We start from the raw sequence: 20158 nt of genomic DNA on the forward strand, positions 1-20158 counted from the left end.
ACAAAGCTTCATAACATTAAACTCTGTTCCTGCTGGTTTTCTCATATACCGGAAGTTTTATGGTGATCCGGCTTCCCACGCCTTTAAAACTGACCACATCAATCACTGCATGATGACGGTCTGCGATCCATTTGGCAATGGACAGTCCCAGTCCGCTTCCCTGTGTGGTTCCCCGAACTGCATCTCCACGGAAAAAACGTTCAAACATATGGGCTGCCTCTTCTGCCTTCAGTCCGATTCCTTCATCCTGTACACCAAGACCTGCCCTGCCATCCTCACATAACTCCAGGCGCAGGGTGATTTTTCCTCCTTCCGGAGTATATTTGGCTGCATTGTCCACCAGTATCCGGATTGCCTGTTTGATCATTGCCACATCTGCCTGAATGTATCCGTCCCATTTCTGTACCAATATATACTGATGTCGGTGATCGATCATCTCTGATTCCTCACAGATCTCCTTCATCAGCTCTTCTGCCTGAATCGGCTCCGGATGGAACTGCTGCCGTCCTCCGTCTCCTCTCGCCAGGAAAAGAAGTTGATCCACCAGTTCTTTCATATGAGCAGATTCTTCGCTGATAGCATGTACCGCTTCTTCCAGTGTGGCACGGTCATCCATTCCCCAGCGTTCCAGCATAGATGCATACCCTTGAATCACTGCAATCGGAGTACGCAGTTCATGGCTGGCATCATCCACAAAACGGGTCTGCTCCCGGTAACTTGCCTGAAGACGTTTTAATAGGTTGTTGATTGCATTCTCGATGCCCTTTAGGTCTGAATCCCCTGTACTGATATTATTTTCTGATGCAGTTAATTGGTCAATGGCTTCTTCCAGATTCTGAATTCGTTCCTCATCAATGCCCTGCACCGACAATTTTTCCGCCGTCATTGCCAGTTCATCGATAGGACGCATATATTCTCTCAGTCGGTGGTTCTGGGAGGACCAGTCTATCAGCCAGCTTAAAAACTGTACACAAAATACCACACCAATCACTGCACAGGCGACCACTGCCATCTGGCCGATTTCCACCGTAACATCCTGGTTTTTGATCTTGCACACATACTGCCAGCTTGCCAGTCTCTGCCAGAATGGAAGATATCCTTTCCATGTGGCGCTGCGCTCTCTTGCCAGCTCCAGTGCACCATACCTGCTCTCTGCTACTGCACATGCACTCAGAATGGCTCCGATTCCAAACAGTATGTCCCATAAAATATAGGTTTTCAGTCTTTTCCACTGAATGGAACGGTTGATTTTCCAGATTACCGATGATGTCTTTGGTTTCTGTTCCATACCGTTCCTCCGTTAGTCTTCCTTGATCACATAGCCGATTCCTCTGACTGTACTGATCAAATGAATCTGAAACCGGTCATCAATCTTATGACGCAAATACCGGATATACACATCTACAATATTGGTTTCCACATAATAATCATAGCCCCATACCTGATCAATCAGCGTATCTCTGGATAATACAATATTCTTGTGCTCCAACAATGTCTGCAGTAAAGTAAACTCCCGGATAGTCAGTTCTACTTTTTCTCCGCACACCGTCACTTCATGGGCATCAGGGCGCAGTTCCACACCCTTACAGGAAAGCACAGTTTCCGCTGCTCTGTCCTTCTGTTTTGCTGATTTTCTCAGGGCAACACGGATTCTTGCCAATAGTTCTTCTATGGCAAACGGCTTCGTCATATAGTCATCCGCTCCCATTTCCAGACCACTTACTTTATCCATCACGGCATCTCTGGCAGTCAGCAGGATCACCGGCATGTCTGATGTTTTCCGGAGACGCCGCAGCACTTCCAGCCCGTTAATGCCCGGAAGCATAATATCCAGAATCATCAGATCATACTTTCCGCTTTCCGCAAGAGAAAGGCCACTGAGCCCGTCAGTTGCCTTCCCTGTTTCATATCCTTCATGCTGTAGTTCCAATTCCACAAAACGTGCAATTTTCTCTTCATCTTCTACAATTAAAATTGCAGCCATATCTTCTCCCCGCTGTTTCTTATTGTTGCGTCAAGCTATTCGACCGATACAACCATTGCTTTTTATTCTTTGATCTCATCCACAATATTCTGTGCAAAATCACTTGCCTTTTCCATTGTATCATTAATGGTGTCTTTTCCAAGCTCTTTTCCTTCAAAAGAATATTTCAGTCCGAAAATCAATCCTACAAATAACACAATTGCTGTGATCCAGAAGGATGCTACCGCACATGCAATCGGTATAATCACCGGCACCCGAATCAGTACTTCCTCATTTCGCTTTACTACGAAACTGTTATCAATGCTCATGCGAAAGATCTGTTTCAGCGTACGTTTGATTTTACCTCTGTTCTTTTTCTCCGCTGTACTTCCCTCTGCTTCCTCTTCAAATGCCTGTCCGGTTACAGTCGGGCTGACTGTCTCATATGCTGCACTGTTCTGATTTTCTGTAGACATCTTCACTCCATCTGTGATTTTTCCCTGACGCTCCAGTTCAATCAGCGCATCCAGCATATCCCAGTTATTCTTTTCCAGAACTGCTTTTGCTTCCTCAATACTGATATTCGCTTTTTCTCTTAATTTTTCAACCATTTCCATATGTTCCATCATCTTATCTCCTCTGTCTTTCCCGTTATTACGGATGATTTCGGATTCACAGTTTTCTCTCTTTTTTGTCCTGTTCTCCGTTTCGATGATGTCAGTATATTCTGTCAATATGAAAGCTTCCGTGGAGAAAGATTAAAATTCCATGAGAAAAAAGTAAAAATAACCGGTGACCGGAGTCCTAAACTCCCTCCCCGACTGGCTGGCGTGCCCGGCTGACAAACGCTCTGATCTTCTCAGGATCTTTTCCGGTACGATCCTTTCCATACTCTACACCAGATGAAACATCCACTCCATCCGGATGTATACAGGAAATCGCTTCTGCCACATTTCCCAGATTCAGGCCGCCTGCAAGGAAAAACAGCTTGTCGTCCTGCGGAATCTCTTTTATCAGATTCCAGTCAAATACTTGACCACTTCCCGGTTCTGCAGCATCAAATACATAGCCTGCTACAGCCGGATTTGCCGAATATTGTGGGAAGTCTCTCATATCCCGGATATTAAATGCTTTTAATACAGGCAAATGACAGCTTTCTGAATATCCGGATGGAATCTCACCATGGATCTGAATATAATCAAATCCCGCCTGCTCGATACTCTGCACCTGCCCCAGTGTCGGTGTCACCACAACAGCCACTTTCTGAATATCTGGATCCAGACATTTCATAATCTCTCTTGCCCGATCCAGCGTGATATTCCGCTTACTCTTCGGGAAAAATAATACCATTCCAATAAAGTCCACCCGCTGCTCATTGACATATCCTGCTTCTTTGGGGTCTGTCAGCCCGCAAATCTTAATCTTCATATTTCATACTCCTCTGCCGTGAACCGTTTGGGACGGAGTTTTATGACACCGAAGTGCCATTAAACTCCGTCCCCATTGGTCTTCCGCTACCTCTTCTTCTTTCCATAGACCAGAAACATCGATGTCGGATTGTAAAATTCATCTTTTTCTTTATATAACCGATTGCTCAGCTCTGTATCCGCCTGCACATCTTCCATATCAAAATATTTCAGTGCCTGTACATCCCACGCAGGTCTCCGGCATTCGCTGATCGGCATCAGCTGCTTGATCGTCTCACACTCTTCCATCAGTTCGTTTCCAACCATATTGTGTACATGGCTCTTTGGAAGGGAAGAAGTGTCCGCAAAATTGTCTGCACCATAGTCCGCATCTGCATTGATCAGACAGCCACCCTTTTTCAGCACACGGATCCATTGCTCATAAGCACGGTCTGCATGTGGCAGTGTCCAGGTCAGATTCCTGGAAATCACCACATCAAAGCTTTCATCTGCAAATTCCGGATTCTCCGCATCCATGACCATAAAACGACAGCTTCCCTCTGCGATATCCTCACTGATTCCTTCTTCCAGTGCCAGGAACCTTGCTCTCTCTACCATGTCCGGAGTCAAATCCATACCTGTTACCTGATGACCTTCTTTTGCTAGCAGAATGCTGAAAAATCCGGCGCCACATCCGACATCCAGAATTTTCAGTGATTTGCCCGCCGGCAGAAACTTATGAATCTCATTCATCCACCGTTCTGCCTGCACACTGTGCAGTTCTGCACGTTTATGTTTCATAAAGTCATCACTTCGCCTGCTCCAGTAACTGGTCACCCGTTTTTTGGTCTCTATTTCCGGCTTCACTGCTTCGATCATAAACATCGGCGTAGAACCATAATTCAGTTTTTCTTCTTCGCTCCACACAGTTTTCCAGATTTCCTGATCAATGGCAATATCCACAAATCCGATACTGCGCAGCACCTTGGCATCCCATACCGGTCGGTGGATGGCCGACAGCGGCATCTGCAGGGCAATCTGCTCCATGCGGTCAATATCCGTACAGGTATAATGATCATCCAGAGCTGCATTTTCCACATTTTTACGATCAGCCTCGTAAGCCTCTCTCTTATCATCATCATACAGATAACCATACCAGTTGGCATCAAAATTCAGGATCTTTCCGCCCGGCTTTAACACTCTCATCCACTCTGCATAAGCTCTTGCAGGTTCTTCCAGATTCCAGGTCAGGTTTCTGGATATAATAACATCAAAAGTCTCATTTTCAAAATCCAGATTCTGCGCATCCTCTCTCCAAAAACGGACACGATCCGCATATTTTCCCACATTTTCTTTTGCTTTCTCCAGCATGCCAGGGGTATAATCCGCCGCATCAATTTCATACCCTGCTTCAGACAGAATCGTCGGGAAGAATCCCGGACCTGTACCAATATCCAGAATCCGTAAGTCTTTCTTCTCTTTTTTCGGGAAATGTTCTGTCAACACCTCCAGCCATGCTGCCTTCTGCATTCCCGCAAGCTCCTTCTGGTTTACCTCAGAATATCCGTCTGTCCGAGTGGTCCAGTAGGACTCTATTTCCTGTAATAACTCCATATCATACCTCTTTCGTATCTGTTCAGTACCTTCACAGTTACTCTCTTTCATTTTATTCCGCACCAGCCCAGACTTTTCGCTTCTGCACTGAGCCAACTTGTTAATATCTTATCAGAACCTGTATTCCCCCGCAAGCCCCGATGGGGGATGCATTTTGTACACAAAAAATAACATTTTATGTTATACTTGATAGATAAAACACTGAAAACGAGGACCTATTATGCTTGGAATTGGAATTGATACTGGTGGCACCTGCACGGATGCTATCGTTTATGATCTGGATACAAAAGAAATTCTCGGTGCAGGAAAAGCACTGACCACCAAATCTCATCTGGAGACAGGAATTGCCAATGCTCTGGATCGTCTGCCACAGGATCTGGTGCAAAAGGCAGAGTTTCTGGCTCTGTCTACCACACTGGCTACCAATGCCTGTGTGGAAAACAGGGGAGCGCGCGCCAGGCTTCTGATGATCGGATTTGATACCAATATGATGGAGCACCTGAAGGAGATCTATGCTTCCTATGGCTTCGATGATCTGACTCAGTTCATCATCCTGGATGCCAAGGTGGAGAACCTCTTCCCGGATGCTTTTGATCCGGACTGGGATGACCTGCGTCAGAAAGCACCGCAATACTTTGCAGACTGCGACAGTATCGGTATCGTGCAGAAGCATCCCCGCGCCAATGGCGGACGTTTTGAGCTGACTGCAAGGCAGATTCTGCAGGATACTCTGACCCTTCCGATTACCATTGCCTATGATATCTCCAATGAAGTAGATATTCTGAAAACCTGCGCCGGAACCATGTTAAATGCCAGGCTGATTCCGCTGATCTCTGAATTCATGGGAGCGGTTCACCATGTCATGGAATCCCGGCACCTTCATATTCCTCTGTCGATCGTGCGCAGTGACGGCACACTGATGTCTGAAGAAATGGCCAAGACTTACCCGGTAGAGACTCTGCTCTGCGGACCTGCTGCCAGTGTAGTGGGTGGAAGTGAACTTTCCCACACAGACAGCGGTATTATCGTCGATATGGGCGGAACCACCACGGATATTGCCCTGATTCATAAAAAAGAGCCGGTTCTGGCAAATGGCGGTATCCATATTGGCCAGTGGAAAACCATGGTACAGGGACTCTATGTGGATACCTTTGGACTGGGTGGTGATACTGCTGTCCGCTTTAAAAATAATCAGCTATTTCTGGATACCGTCAGAGTGATTCCCATCTCTGTCCTGGCTTCCCAGTATGATGATGTACTTCCTGCGCTTCAGGAGCTGGCATCCAGACGCCGTCTCCATTCCCGCTGGATTCATGAATTCTATGTTCTGCAAAAGGACATTTCTGATAAAACCGGATATACAGAGGACGAACAGCGTCTGTGTGCTTTCTTAAAGGAAAAACCGCTGATTACTCTGGATCTTGCTGAAAAGATGGGAAGGGATCCACATTTTCTGCCGGATTCCAGACTGGAACGTGACGGCATTCTGATGAAAAGCGGATTGACACCAACCGATATGATGGTTCTGAAAGGAGACTTCCGTCAGTATGATTCTTCCGCTGCCAGTGCCGCGCTGCAATGTCTGTGTGCGAATATCAGGGAAACACCTGAGCAGATCCCGGATCTGGTCTACGAACTGGTTATCCGCCGTATGTATGAAAATCTTGGACGCATTATCTTACAGCAACAATACCCGAAGCAGAAGTTCTTCTTCCAGAAAGACGCTTTGGCACCGATGCTGGGATGCTTTTATGAACAGGCTAAAGAGTCTGTCGATCACCCGGATATCGTTCTCGATAACGCACAGCTTACCCTGTCCACACCACTGCCACTGATCGGAGTAGGCGCACCGATCCATGTATTTCTGCCAAGAGTTGCCGTCCTGTTACATACCACTGCCATTGTACCGGAATACGCCGGTGTTGCCAATGCTCTGGGGGCTGCTGCCAGCCGAAAAGTTACCCACTGCGACCTGACTGTTAAGGCAGAATACGAAGGTGGTTCCTGCACCGGTTATACATTTTTTGATAATGGGGAGAAATACATCTTTGAAGAACCGAAAGAAGCGGTTGCTTCCGGAAAAGAAGTGCTTACACGAACAATTAAAAAACGGGCACGTCTTCAGGGACTGGGAGATGCTCCTCATATAGAGATCACCATGGAAGAAAACCGGATCGGACATACGAAAGACGGACTGCTGACTGAGATCTTTCTCCACGCCACAGCAATCGAACTGTAACCATACAAAAGCAGGACATCTTTCACTTCGGACAGTTCAAATTCAACATCCACTGGACGTTGTAAGTCGATCATTGACTGAAAAAGCGGCTGAACAGAGGTAGTTTTCTCCGTTCAGCCGCTTTTCTGTAATCAGATCTTTATTAAATAATCTCTATACTCCAGTGATTCTCATATACCTTTCCTGCATCCAGACGAACCAGATCTGACTGCTGTGCGAAGTCTTCCACTACGCCTGATCTGGACGGAAGAGAACTCCAAGGCTCCACACATACATATGGTGCGGCCATCTTTGGCATATGCCAGAAACCGAGATGATCATAATCCGGAAGCGTTATTTTTACTGCACGTTTTCCTTTATCGGAACGAATGGTAATGCATCGATCCATGTTTTTCAGCACAATAGCGTCCTGATCAAACAGGTCATGATGCAGAGAAATTCTGCGATCCTCTTCCAGCTGATATAACGGATCCTGTCCGTTCAGATGACAGTCATCCGTAAAGCCGATACGATTTGGGTGTGCAGGACTGGAGAATTCCAGTACATAATCTTCAAACTGCAGTCCCTCTTCCAGCGGTACATTGAAACCAGGATGTCCTCCGATTCCGAAGAACATTCTCTTACTGTCATGGTTTTCCACGCGGTTGGTAATGTGAAGCTCACTGCCTTCCAGACGGTAAGTAATAAAGTAAGAAAACTCAAACGGGTACTGTGCTCTGGATTCTTCATTACTGTCATAACGGAATGTAATGCATTCTTCAGAAACACTGTCCACAGCCAGTTCACTGGTTTTGATAAATCCATGAATCTTCATGTGATATTCTTTGCCATCCAGCGTATAAGTCTCATTGGTCAGTCTTGCAATATACGGGAACAGATTCGGGGCCTGTCCGTTCCAGACTGCCGGATCTCCCTGCCATAGATATTCGCATCCATCCAGAGTCTGAATGGAATGTAATTCTGCCCCATAAGAATTGATCTCTGTTTTTAACTTTTTATTTTTGATGGTGTAAATCATGCTCTTAACCCTCCCATATCTCTTCTAGAGAATCTGGTCGATCTCTACTCTTTCTTTGTTCGGTCCTTCGATAATGAAGAAACGGATTCCTTTTGTCCAGAATGGAAGTGCCTCAATCTCATTGCTGACTACTTTGTAGCCTTTTTCCAGAGCCAGTTTATAAGCTGCATCGATATCGGTACAGTTAATTGCGAAATGGTCAATGGCTCCTGCATGCCCTACAGGGTTTGCTTCATCATAGCATTCCAATACCAGATTCTGGTATTTCAGGAAACAGACATGCTGTGGTCCTTCGCCAAACTCTGCCTGATGTACATTTTCAAATCCCAATTCTTCATAGAACTTGCAGGTTGCCGCCAGATCTCCTGCCGGAATTCCGATATGCTGTACTCCATCACAATAATCCATTAATTTTGCCATTTTCTTATCCTCCCGTTTTCATTACTTTTCAATAAATAATACACCCAGTGTTCCCGGTCCGCAGTGGCTGGAGATCACTCCTCCTGCCCTGGTTACCAGAATCTCATCAAAAATACCAAGACCTTCCAGATAGGCCTTCACTTTTTCTATGATCTCCATGCTGCATCCGGAATGCGTGATAAATACCCTCTCTTTTCGTGCTCCCGCCATCTGTGTATTCAAATCTTTTACATAATCCAGAATGGCTTTTGATAATTTTCCACGATATTTTTTCGTACTCTTCATTTTACCGTTTTCTACTACAATCATCGGATGTAACTGCAGTGCGCTTCCGAACATGGCAGCCAGACCGCCGCATCTGCCGCCCCGGTACAGGTAAACCAGTGTATCCACCACAAAGCTTGCCCTTACCTTTGGCTTCAGTTCCTCGATCTCCTCCTGAATCTCTTCCGGCGTTTTTCCTGCCTGTGCCATCTCTGCGGCATGGACCACCAACAGACCGATTCCGGTGGACAGGCTTGCAGAATCGATAACTGTTACCAGATCTTCTGCTTCCAGCTCCCGTGCCGCCATCCGCATCACATTGGCTGATGTAGACATATCTTCCGAAATTGCAAAACAAACTACTGGTCTGTTCTGCTTCACATGCAGACCTATCACTTCTATCGCCATGTCCAGTGCCGGTGCAGATGTCTTTGGTGTTGTATGGTGTTCATCTGACCATTCATAAATCTCATCCGGTGTAATATTGACACCGTCACAATATTCTCTGTCATCCAGGAGAATATGCAGCGGCAAAACTGATATATCATACCTTTCCAGCAATTCCGGTGACAGGTCACAGGTGCTGTCTGCAATGATCTTAACCATAAAACCACTCCTATTCTTTTATCAGGACCTTTTCAACTTCTGCGATATACATGGTATGGTAATCCTTCTGCGGATACCATTTTTCTTCTGCTTTTTTGTCAATGAATTTCTCTGGCTTAATCTCATCGGCATACATCTTGCGGCATACCAGAATCACTTCCGCCTCTTCGAATGCTACTGTTCCGTCTGTAAAATACGGTGTAAAACCGGCCTCTTTGATCTTGTCACGGTCTTTTCCGGACACGGTTCCGAACAGGTTCAGTGCCTTGCGGTATTCCTCTCCGTAAAAAGACAGGGTAAAAGTCCCTTCTCTGTCTACGAATTCTTTGGTATATCTCTGTGGACGGATATACGCGGTCACAGATGGTTTACCCCACATCACACCGGCACCGCCCCAGCTTGCTGTCATTGTATTGTAGCCACTCTCATTTCCCGCTGTAATCAGCATCCACTGTTTTCCAATTCTCTGAAATGGATTAAAATTCAGTTCTTCCGGTTTGATTTCTCGAAATGCCATATTCGATTTCCTCCTGTCATTTTCTTCCATTATCATAGCACAGAACCGATCGAAGGGCTAGGGAGGAATTCGTTTGGAAAGCATTCTTTTAAGCAAAGCTTAACCCTGACAACACAATGGTGCCTGGTTCATAACCAGGCACCAACTTTGTCTACAATCTGGCAACCGGAGCTTATCCTCCTGCTGTTCTAATAAATTATTTAACGTTTTCCCCGTTTCTTTAACTGGTCAACTACAATTGCGATTACGATAACACATCCTGTAATCACCTGCATTACAAATGCTCCAATACCGAACTGAGTACCAACATTGTCAATCAGTATAATCAGAATTGTTCCAAGTACAGTACCAAAAACAGATCCACAGCCTCCTGCCAGTGATGCACCTCCTAACACGCTTGCAGCAATTGCATTGGTTTCATACGCTTCGCCTGCGGTTGGGATTGCTGAATTGATACGTGCGCACAACAGAATACCGGCAATTCCATAAAGCAGTCCTGCAAAAGCATATGTGGAATAAATTGTTTTTCTGATGGATATACCATTCAGTTTTGCCACTTCTTCTCCTGAACCAAGTACAAATAAGTTTCTTCCAAAGATCGTATATTTCAAAATCAGGAAACAGATTACTGCAATCACAAACCATACAATCGCAAGATTCGGAATAAATCCAACAGAAGCTGATGCAAATCCTGCAAAGGATTTGTTAATGCCCGCTACAGTACCACCATTGGAAATTACTTTGATCAAACCTCGAAGAATTGTCTGTGATCCAAGGGTTGCTACAAACGCCGGAACACGGAATTCATATACTAATGCTGCATTAAATACACCTGAAATAATCGCTACTAAAATACCAAGTAACAAAGACACCGGTACACTTAATCCCCATTTTGCCTGAGACATTGCTACAATCAGGGTACTCATACCGACAATTGCTCCACAACTGATATCAATACCTGCTGTGATGATAACATAAGTTTCTGCAATGGAAATGATGCCGATAATTGCGCACTGTTTTAAAATATTTGTCAAATTATAGGCTGTCAGGAAGTTCTGCGTTCCAAGACTTGCCGCAATAAAGATAATTGCAATGATTGCCACCATAGACACTTCGGTCTTCATAAGAATGGACATAATTTTATTCTTTTTCTGCTGTTCTGTATTCATGATGAATAAACCTCCTCTGCTGCTTCTCTTGCTAATCAAAATTTACAGTTGACGCCAGTCTTAATACGTCTTCTTCCTGAAGAGAACGTAACTCCTGACTGTCAAGACTTCCTGCCACATGCCCTTCTGACATGACAATCATCCGATCTGACAATCCCATTGCCTCTGGCAGATAGGACGATACAATGATGACACCTTTTCCCTGGGCAGTCAGTTTTTCGATAATCTTAAATATCTCGTCTTTCGCACCGACATCTACGCCAACGGTCGGTTCATCAAAGATCAGAATATCCGGATTTCTGCAAAGCAGTTTTGCTATAACTACTTTCTGCTGATTTCCACCTGAAAGATTATTTACAATCTGATTCACAGAAGGTGTTTTTACAGCCACTTTCTTTCGATATTCCTCGGCACGATCCGTTTCTTTTTTCAGATTAATAATTCCATTTTTACTGATCATATCGTAAGAATACATATTTGTATTCAGTTTTACACTTTGCTGAAGTGCCAGCCCATCTTTTCGTCTGTCTTCTGTCAGGAAACCTATACCTTTTAAAATTGCCTGTTTTGGACTGTTAATACTGACTTCTTCACCTTTTACAAATATCTTCCCCGAATGTATTTTATCTACACCAAAAATTGCCCGCATGACTTCACTTCGTCCAGCACCTACCAGACCGAAGAAGCCAAGAATCTCTCCTTCTCTGAGCGTAAAACTTACATCTGTAAATTTATCACCGCTTAAATGTTCCACACGAAGAAGCTCTTTTCCAGGCTTCTGGCGTTCAATATTATAAATGTCAACCATGGATCTTCCAACCATCTTCGAAATCAAATAGTCCTTATCCACCTCTTTAATATCCTTCGTTTCCACATAGCTTCCATCTTTCATAATGGTTACGCTGTCACAGATCTCCATAATTTCTTCCAGTCTGTGGGAAACATAGATTACGCTGACACCACTTTCTTTCAATTCTCTGATATATTTAAATAATGTTTCTACTTTATCATTTTCCAGTAACGCTGTCGGTTCATCAAAAATAACCAATCTGATATTATCATTTACAGATATTTTACTGATGGTAATCATAGCCTGCATCGCTACCGGCAAGGATACTATGGTATCTCTTGGATTTACATTTAACTGGAACTTGTCAATAACCTTCTGGCTTTCTGTATACATGGTGTTCCAATCCACAAATTTTCCTTTTAATGGAACTCTTCCAAGGAAATAATTTTCTGCAATACTTAAGTTCTTTGCAATATTTACATTTTGATAATTGGCATGCATGCCATAATCTTTTGCTTCGATCGCATTTTTCGGACTCTTCCATGTCCCGTCTACATTGATTTCTACTTTTCCTTCAGTTGGAGATTCTACACCCATGATGCATTTAATCAATGTTGATTTTCCTGCACCATTCTCACCTACGAGTGCCCTGACTTCCCCCTTTTTGATAGTTGTCGTAATTCCCTTTAAAGCTTGAACGCCAGGATAGGTTTTTACAACATTTTCGATTTTTAACAGTACTTCCTGTTCCATGCTATAACCTCCTACTGTCTTTGAGCTTACCTTTTATGTGACTGGCGGAAATGATATTCCGCCAGCTCACATCCTCACATAATATACATCTTATTCTGCTTTTCTAAGAGTAGGATCCAACATAGCTGCATATTCATCTTCATGCATATTATCTGTGGTAACTGCTACAGGTGCCATTGCTACTTTCTGTTCTGTTTCAGGATTTGCACCTTCCATAATCGTTTCTACTGCATTTTCCAATGCTGCATATCCCTGTCCATAAGCATCCTGAACGATAATACAATCGATGGTTCCTGCTTCCAGTGCTGCAATTTCAGTAGGATCAGAGTCAACACCAATTGTAATGACCTTATCTTTGATGCCTGCATTTTCTACTGCCAGAGAAATTGCGTCACCAGATGTATTGTTTGCTCCATAAATACCAACTAAGTCATCACCATATGTAGCGATTTCATTTTCAATATCTGCCTGTCCCTGATTCAGGTCGTTGTTGTTGTACAGTGTATCCAAAACGGTTAATTCTGAATTAGCCTCAAGATAAGCTTTGAAGTTGTCCATACGTGGCTGAAGTGCAGGATTTACATTTGAAAATTCCATAGCTACGGTTCCCTTTGCTTCGATTCCGGCTTTTTCCATTAATTCCAGCATAACTTTTCCGGCCATATCACCGATGTCTGCACTGACTGTGGTATAGAACTGATTGTAGCAGTCTGAATATTCATCAGAATCCATTGGTTCCAGTCCACAGTTTGTGAAGTTTACTACAATACCCTGATCCATTGCTTCTTTGGATACTGCAATTGTAGAATCCGGAACCTGTGTTGCTGAAATAATTGCATTTGGTTTAGATGCTACTGCATTTTCAAATGCACGGATATAAGCTTCTGTTTCTGCTTCGGTTGCAGGTCCTACGGTCGTAAAATTAATTTCAATACCGTATTTTTCTGCCATGTCTTTTACTGCATTTTCCATACCAATCTGCTGATACTGCCAGAATTCTGATTCTGTTGAGCAGGTTACCCACACAATGTCCAGTGAGTCCGGAGTCTCTTCAGCAAATACAGTTCCCCCACAAACCATCATTGCTGCTGCCATTGTTCCCGCCAGTGTTGACAAATACCTTCTTTTCATTTTTTGTTTCTCCTTTACTTTTTATTTTTTAGTATCACTAACGATACTTTATTTCATAAATATTTAAATTACTGCTGTTCGAATGTTTTTCTGAGATACTGCACGGATTGAGCTGCTTCCTGATCCAAAATTGCTTCGCTACAATCATCTTTCAGATCTCGCCAAATTCGTATATCTTTCCCCACCTGTCCTCCGCAGATGACAAACGGTTCCATAACCACTGCTCCCTGATATTCGATTTTTCTTAATGCGTCTCCGATTTGATTCCACGGAATAATGTGACCCTGACCAGGCAATTTTCGGTTGTTTTCTCCTACATGAAAATGTCCCAGTTTTTTTCCTGCAGTAAGGATTGCTTCTGCAAAATCATCTTCTTCCATATTCATGTGATAGGTATCCAGCATTACTTTCACATTTTCTGCTCCTACCGCATCTACATATGTAACACCTTCTTTTGCTGTATTAATCAAGTATCCTTCGTGTCGGTTCAAGACTTCCATTCCCAGGATCAGTTCATATTCCTGTGCCATTTTTGCAAGTTCTTTCATATTTCGAATACTTCGATCCAGATCTCCCTCTTTATCCGGCACCTTAGAATAGTCTGCCGGCCAGCTGGAGTAGAGTCCACCTCCCACAATATGTACATCCAGTTCTTTTAATATCGGAAATGTCTCTTTCCAAAACTGAAATGCATTTTTTACAATTTCCGGATCGGATGAAGAAATATCTTCTGTTGGCTTTGGTCCATATCCTGCTGTTAATTCAATACCAAGTTCATCTTTATATGCTTTAAGTTTCTCTATTTCTTCTTTCGGCATATCTTTTAATCCGGCACAGGATATTTCCAGGATATCAAATCCCTGATCTTTTACTTTTTTTACATATTTCAGATAATCTGCACCCCACTGCTTTTCCCAGTAAGCATAATAGATTCCGTATTTCATCAAATTATCTGTCTCCTATTTTTCTGCCATCCTGGCTCTGCATTCATCTACAATTTTAACTCCTGCGCTGGTTCCGATTCTGCTCGCACCGGCTTCAATCATTGCCATTGCAGTGTCATAATCTCGAATGCCTCCTGCCGCTTTGATCTTCACTGCATCTCCTACACAGGACTTCATCAGTTTTACGTCTTCTACGGTTGCTCCGCCTGTACCGAAACCTGTAGAGGTTTTTATAAAGGTAGGTTTTACTTTCAAAGCGATCTCACAAAGTTTCTTCTTCTCATCATCTGTAAGATAACAGTTCTCAAAGATCACTTTACTGGTAACACCTTTTTCATTGCAGGCTTCTACAATTCGTCTCATTTCTTCTTCAACATAATCCCAGTTACCGCTCTTCAATTCTACAATATTCACTACATAATCTACTTCGCCGGCACCTTTTTCGATAACATCCTTTGCTTCAAACACTTTCGTATCAATCGTGCACTGACCCAGCGGGAAGCTTACCGCTGCATCACAGAGCACATCAGAACCTTCCAACACTTTTTTACAAAATGGAACTGGTGCATTATTGATCGCAACGGTTTTAAAATTGTATTCTTTTGCTTTTTCACAGTGCTCTCTCAGATCGTCCAGTGTTACATAAGGTTTCAGTAACGTCTGATCAATCATTTTTGCAAGTTTCTCCGGTGTAATTTCATTTTTGTTCATATTCATGCTCCTTTCTTATTTCCACTGTGCCAAATTATCATAAGTTTTCAGCAATCCAGTGTAACATTCGTCAAAATATTGTTTTAGTTCATTATAGCGTTTATGGTGTTCCATATCTGGTTCAAGCACATCATCTACTTTGATGAAACGATGAATTGCTCCAAAATCTTCCAATACTCCTGCACCTACTCCGGCACAAACAGCTGCTCCCATGGAAGTTGCCTCATCCAGCCAGTTTAATCTCTTTGCTCGAACTCCATAGATGTCTGCCAATGCCCTTCTTACCACATCGCCTTTTGCTAATCCGCCAATTACGTTTAACTCTGTGATGTCCATGTCCTTTCGGAAAACATCCAGTATAATACAAAGATTCATCAAAATTCCTTCAATTGTGGCACGGAGCATATCACCTCTGGTATGTTCCATTTTCAAGCCTACAAAAGCGCCCCTTGCATTCGTATTCCATCTTGGACTTCGCTCTCCCAGAATGTATGGCAGATACAATAATCCATTTGCTCCAACCGGTGATTTCTCTATTTCCCGGTTCATCAGTTCGTATGCACTGATACCGTTTTCTGCTGCCTCTTTTTCCAGATCTTTGCATATTGTTTTCTTGATAAACTGATAGGAATTACCTGCTGCCTGCATAGTTCCATTCGGCGAATACATTCCCGGAACCATATGTGCCCAGTTATATGTTCGAAGCTGTGGATCAAAAATCGGTTTTGCACTGGTCATTGCTACCCAGGAGGAGGAGCCAAGATAATTAAAAGTATCTCCTTCTCTGACACTTCCTGCTCCTACTGCCGCACATACTCCATCTCCACCACCGATGATGATCGGTGTTCCCGGTGCCAATCCGCATTCTGCTGCAACACTGCCTGTCACCTCGCCCGCCACATGCGTAGATGGATACAAATCCGGTAATTTTTCTTCTCCGATTTCTGCCGCTGCCAAAATTCTTTCTGACCATTTGAGTTCATTCAAATCCAAACAGTTTGTACCAGATGCATCCGTATAATCTGTCAGAAATTTTCCTGTCAGTTTATAAATCACATAATCCTTTGGCTGAAGCATCTTATAGGTATTCTGAAATACTTCCGGTTCGTGATCTCTTATCCACATCAATTTTTCAATGCTATAAGAAGCACTTATTTTGTGTCCTACAATCCGGTAAAATTCCTGTTCATCAATTTTATCTTTGATCTGCTTCTCCTGATCCTGACTTCTCTGATCTGCCCAGATAATTGCCGGTCTCAAGGCTCTTCCATTTTTATCAACCGGAACACATCCCATCATCTGACCACTGAAAGCCATGCCGGCTACCTGTTTCCTATCTATTTCTTTCAGCAGTTCCTCATTATTTTCACAAATTGCTTTCCACCAGTCATCTGGATTCTGTTCTGCCCAGGTACTGTTAAAAAAATGTGTATCATACACATATGTAATACTTTTTACCAGTTCTCCATCTGTGGTAAATAACGTTGCCTTATCTCCCGAAGTCCCCAGGTCATGTGCAATTAAAAACTTTGTCATTTCATTCCCCCATTACATCAATAAAACTTTAATCCATATTTTCAAATGGTACTAAAATTTCATTAATCTTTGCAATTTCTTCATCTGTCAGATTCCATTCTGTACAATGAATATTGTGCTTCAGCTGTTCCAGAGAAGATGCACCTCCAATAATGGATGTCACTTCTTCACGCTGTCTTGTCCAGTTCAGCGTCATTTCATTCATCGGTTTTCCAATCTCATCTGCAAATGCCTTTAATTTTCTGGCACCTTCCTGATATACTTTAAAAGTTTCTCCTGAAAATTTAGGGTTTTCATTACGGATATCATGCTTTGAAATTGTCATTCCATCCAGGAACTTTCCTGCCAAAAGCCCCTGCATCAATGGGCTGTAAGGTAAAAATGCCTGACCATACTTCTTTACTACCGGAAATACTTCTTTCTCTGTTCGATAATCCAGTGGAATTCCATGATAGGTTGCCGGATTTCTCTCAAGCATATTATATAGACTCTGCTGACAGTCAACAGAAATATATTCCATCATTTTTTCTACATCTTTCTGTGCGAAATTACTCAATCCTACGTAACGAATTTTTCCCGCTTTTTTCATAATATTCAATGCTTCTGCCGTTTCTTCCAATGGCACGTTCGGATCTGGCCAGTGCATCTGATAAATATCTATATGATCTGTCTGAAGACGCATCAGTGAATCATCGATTTCTTTTAACAGACTTTCTTTTGATAGATTGTTGGCAGTATGATGCGGTTTATCCCATGTCAACCCGGCTTTTGATGCAATCAGGACTTTATTTCTCAGGCCATCCTGTTTTAATGCCTTTCCAAGAACTTTTTCTGAATTTCCCCATCCATATACAGGCGCGACATCAAATAAATTCACTCCCATATCGATAGCTGCATGTATTACGCCAATAGACTTACTTTCCTCTGATGAATCCCAGTCACCACCCATGTTCCAGCATCCAATACCGATTGCTGATATTTCTTCGTTTATCTTTGCGACTTTTTTGTAAATCATATTTTTCTTCCTTTCTATATTCTATCTGTTGGTGTAACCGGTTTCATATTTTAGAAAATATATAACAGGGGATTTTGTCCCTGTATAGTGTAACCGGTTTCATATTTTAGAAAAAAGAAAAATTACTTTTTCTTTTTTTCTGATCCGTTCAACTCAACCTGATATGGTATCATACACAGACTTCTTGGTTTATCTGGATGCTCAAATCTTTCCTGCAGAAGCTGCATCGCAGTGTAACCCATATTATATGTATCTCTGTAAATCCAGCTGATATTCATTCCAAGAATATCTACAATATCAATACGGTCATTTCCTATAAGAGCAATATCTACTCCCGCTTTTCTTTTTACTTCTTTGGCTGCCTTCAAAAATCCAAGTGTTGTAGCATTATTACAAGTATAAAGTGCATCCGGAAGTTCTTCTCTTGTCAATAATTTCTTCGCCAGTTGATAACTGTCTTCCATTGAAAAATTCCCGTAAAATATATCTTCTTCTTTTAATTCCAATCCACAATCCTGAGCACCTTTTCGGAATCCATCTAAACGATCTCGTCCAATTTTAAGATTCATATCGCCGGCAATCATTGCCGCGGTACGATTCCCCGCTCTATATAACTCCTGCGCTGCGCGATAAGAACTCTGATAATTCTCATAGATTACCGCATCCCATGGCATCTGCTCAAAGTCTCGGTCAATAATTACAATTGGAAGATGCATATCTGTCAGCTGCTTTAGCAACTTCTTTCCGCGCTTGCTCTCTGCATAATCAATGGAGGGTCCCAAAATGATTCCTTTTACACGCTGCTGCTGCAACACTCGAATCGCTTTTTCTTCTCGCTCCATGTTATTTCCTGTATCAAACAAGACCAATGAAAGATCTAACTCATCTGCCTTGCGGGTAATTCCCTGAACAATATCTGCATAAAAAAGATTTCCTATCTCAGGCACAACCACTCCGATTGTGGTTGTCTCCTGCTTTGATAAATTTACCGCAGATGCTGAAGGAAGATAATGATACTTCTCAATAATCTCATCTATCTTCTTCTTTGTCTCTGGTGACACATAGCCACTATTATTTAATGCTCTTGATACTGTCGCTTTCGAAACTCCTGCAAGTTCTGCTACATCTTTGATCGTTATCATAATTGTGAAACCGTTTCCTTTTCTTGTTATTTAAAGCATATATCAGTTTTGAACTTCTGTCAATATATTATTTGTTTTTCGTATATTTACAATAGTTTTACATTTGTTTTATTGTAAATAATGTACAATAAAAATGTGATTTTCAAATATGTAACCGTTTCCTTTGCGTGTAATAACTATTTGCAGATACCATATACAGTTTCTTCTAACATAATCTGTTTATCCTGCCTTCTTTATTGACATCTATTACACTCGTCCTATAATAGTAGACAGATAAACGCTTTGCAGAGCACAAGGTTACACACATATTTGACTCAAGCAGGAGGTTTTCCATGAATACAACAACTATTACCATCCGCACCGCCACCCCGGCTGATGCCCCTGCATTACTTGCCATTTATGCCCCTTATATTACGGATACCGCAGTGTCTTTTGAATATGATGTCCCGTCTGTTGAAAAATTCGCGGACCGCATCCGGGGGACTTTAAAAAAATATCCTTATCTGGTTGCCGAAGTAAATGGACAGATCGTCGGCTACTGCTATGTAGGGATTCTGCATGACCGTCAGGCCTATGACTGGTCGGTGGAGACTTCCATCTATATAGATCAGAATTGTAAGAGAATGGGCATTGGACGTAAGCTCCATGATGCTCTGGAGCAGGCATTATCTGCTATGGGTATATTGAATCTATACGCCTGTATTGCTTTTCCGATTGGTAAAGATCCTTACCTGACGGAAGACAGCGTACATTTTCATGAGCATCTGGGATATACATATACCGCTCATTTTCATAAATGCGGATACAAATTTAACCGCTGGTATGATATCGTCTGGATGGAAAAAACGATTGGGGAACATAAAGAAAATCAACCGGAGGTAAAAGCATTTTCAGAAATAGAAGAAGCTTTGAATCTGTAA

19 protein-coding genes are annotated in these 20158 nt (G+C 42.7%); 2 read left to right on the forward strand and 17 right to left on the reverse strand.

The window, feature by feature from the left end; genetic code table 11:
• Positions 1 to 16: 16 nt before the first annotated feature.
• The 5 genes from H8716_RS05900 to H8716_RS05920 form a co-directional block, all read right to left on the reverse strand.
• On the reverse strand, positions 17 to 1288 hold the full coding sequence (locus tag H8716_RS05900) for a sensor histidine kinase (protein ID WP_249307648.1): 1272 nt from the start codon (positions 1286 to 1288) through the stop codon (positions 17 to 19).
• A gap of 12 nt (positions 1289 to 1300) precedes the next feature.
• A complete protein-coding gene (locus tag H8716_RS05905) occupies positions 1301 to 1984 on the reverse strand; it encodes a response regulator transcription factor (protein ID WP_249307649.1) in 684 nt (227 codons plus the stop codon).
• A gap of 62 nt (positions 1985 to 2046) precedes the next feature.
• Complete coding sequence (locus H8716_RS05910) at positions 2047 to 2697, reverse strand: UBA domain-containing protein (protein WP_249307650.1); 651 nt, start codon at positions 2695 to 2697, stop codon at positions 2047 to 2049.
• Between the two features lie 70 nt (positions 2698 to 2767).
• A complete protein-coding gene (locus H8716_RS05915) occupies positions 2768 to 3391 on the reverse strand; it encodes a phosphoribosylanthranilate isomerase (protein WP_249307651.1) in 624 nt (207 codons plus the stop codon).
• 86 nt (positions 3392 to 3477) lie between these two features.
• A complete protein-coding gene (locus H8716_RS05920) occupies positions 3478 to 4983 on the reverse strand; it encodes a class I SAM-dependent methyltransferase (RefSeq protein WP_249307652.1) in 1506 nt (501 codons plus the stop codon).
• A 220-nt stretch (positions 4984 to 5203) separates the two neighbouring features.
• On the opposite strand from H8716_RS05920, the gene H8716_RS05925 reads away from it, so the two are divergent.
• Complete coding sequence (locus tag H8716_RS05925) at positions 5204 to 7222, forward strand: hydantoinase/oxoprolinase family protein (RefSeq protein ID WP_249307653.1); 2019 nt, start codon at positions 5204 to 5206, stop codon at positions 7220 to 7222.
• A gap of 142 nt (positions 7223 to 7364) precedes the next feature.
• Here the strand turns inward: H8716_RS05925 and H8716_RS05930 are convergent, their stop codons facing one another.
• The 12 genes from H8716_RS05930 to H8716_RS05985 all read right to left on the reverse strand — a co-directional run bounded on the left by H8716_RS05930 (position 7365) and on the right by H8716_RS05985 (position 19238).
• Positions 7365 to 8240 carry an aldose 1-epimerase family protein gene (locus H8716_RS05930; protein WP_249307654.1) on the reverse strand — a complete coding sequence of 292 codons (876 nt, stop codon included), beginning with the start codon at positions 8238 to 8240 and terminating at the stop codon, positions 7365 to 7367.
• Between the two features lie 24 nt (positions 8241 to 8264).
• Positions 8265 to 8660 carry a VOC family protein gene (locus tag H8716_RS05935; RefSeq protein WP_249307655.1) on the reverse strand — a complete coding sequence of 132 codons (396 nt, stop codon included), beginning with the start codon at positions 8658 to 8660 and terminating at the stop codon, positions 8265 to 8267.
• Between the two features lie 21 nt (positions 8661 to 8681).
• Entirely contained in the window at positions 8682 to 9530 is an 849-nt protein-coding gene (locus tag H8716_RS05940) for a DegV family protein (RefSeq protein ID WP_249307656.1), read from the reverse strand.
• Between the two features lie 10 nt (positions 9531 to 9540).
• Positions 9541 to 10047, reverse strand: a complete 507-nt coding sequence (locus H8716_RS05945) for a flavin reductase family protein (protein ID WP_249307657.1) — start codon at positions 10045 to 10047, stop codon at positions 9541 to 9543.
• Positions 10048 to 10247: 200 nt separating this feature from the next.
• Positions 10248 to 11216, reverse strand: a complete 969-nt coding sequence (locus H8716_RS05950; RefSeq protein ID WP_249307658.1) for an ABC transporter permease — start codon at positions 11214 to 11216, stop codon at positions 10248 to 10250.
• Positions 11217 to 11247: 31 nt separating this feature from the next.
• Positions 11248 to 12759, reverse strand: coding sequence for a sugar ABC transporter ATP-binding protein (locus tag H8716_RS05955; RefSeq protein WP_249307659.1), 1512 nt, complete (start codon positions 12757 to 12759; stop codon positions 11248 to 11250).
• A 90-nt stretch (positions 12760 to 12849) separates the two neighbouring features.
• A complete protein-coding gene (locus H8716_RS05960; RefSeq protein ID WP_249307660.1) occupies positions 12850 to 13890 on the reverse strand; it encodes a substrate-binding domain-containing protein in 1041 nt (346 codons plus the stop codon).
• A gap of 68 nt (positions 13891 to 13958) precedes the next feature.
• Positions 13959 to 14834: a D-psicose 3-epimerase gene (locus tag H8716_RS05965; RefSeq protein WP_249307661.1), complete on the reverse strand. Its 876-nt coding sequence runs from the start codon at positions 14832 to 14834 to the stop codon at positions 13959 to 13961.
• Positions 14835 to 14849: 15 nt separating this feature from the next.
• Positions 14850 to 15545 carry a deoxyribose-phosphate aldolase gene (deoC, locus tag H8716_RS05970; RefSeq protein WP_330606482.1) on the reverse strand — a complete coding sequence of 232 codons (696 nt, stop codon included), beginning with the start codon at positions 15543 to 15545 and terminating at the stop codon, positions 14850 to 14852.
• Between the two features lie 15 nt (positions 15546 to 15560).
• Positions 15561 to 17081, reverse strand: a complete 1521-nt coding sequence (gene xylB / locus H8716_RS05975) for a xylulokinase (RefSeq protein ID WP_249307662.1) — start codon at positions 17079 to 17081, stop codon at positions 15561 to 15563.
• 28 nt (positions 17082 to 17109) lie between these two features.
• Positions 17110 to 18096, reverse strand: coding sequence for an aldo/keto reductase (locus H8716_RS05980; protein WP_249307663.1), 987 nt, complete (start codon positions 18094 to 18096; stop codon positions 17110 to 17112).
• A 122-nt stretch (positions 18097 to 18218) separates the two neighbouring features.
• Positions 18219 to 19238, reverse strand: coding sequence for a LacI family DNA-binding transcriptional regulator (locus H8716_RS05985; protein ID WP_249307664.1), 1020 nt, complete (start codon positions 19236 to 19238; stop codon positions 18219 to 18221).
• 332 nt (positions 19239 to 19570) lie between these two features.
• Between H8716_RS05985 and H8716_RS05990 the strand changes: the two genes are divergently transcribed.
• Positions 19571 to 20158 carry a GNAT family N-acetyltransferase gene (locus H8716_RS05990; RefSeq protein ID WP_249307665.1) on the forward strand — a complete coding sequence of 196 codons (588 nt, stop codon included), beginning with the start codon at positions 19571 to 19573 and terminating at the stop codon, positions 20156 to 20158.

The sequence above is a fragment of the Jingyaoa shaoxingensis genome, from assembly GCF_014385005.1.
Taxonomy (GTDB): domain Bacteria; phylum Bacillota; class Clostridia; order Lachnospirales; family Lachnospiraceae; genus Marvinbryantia; species Marvinbryantia shaoxingensis.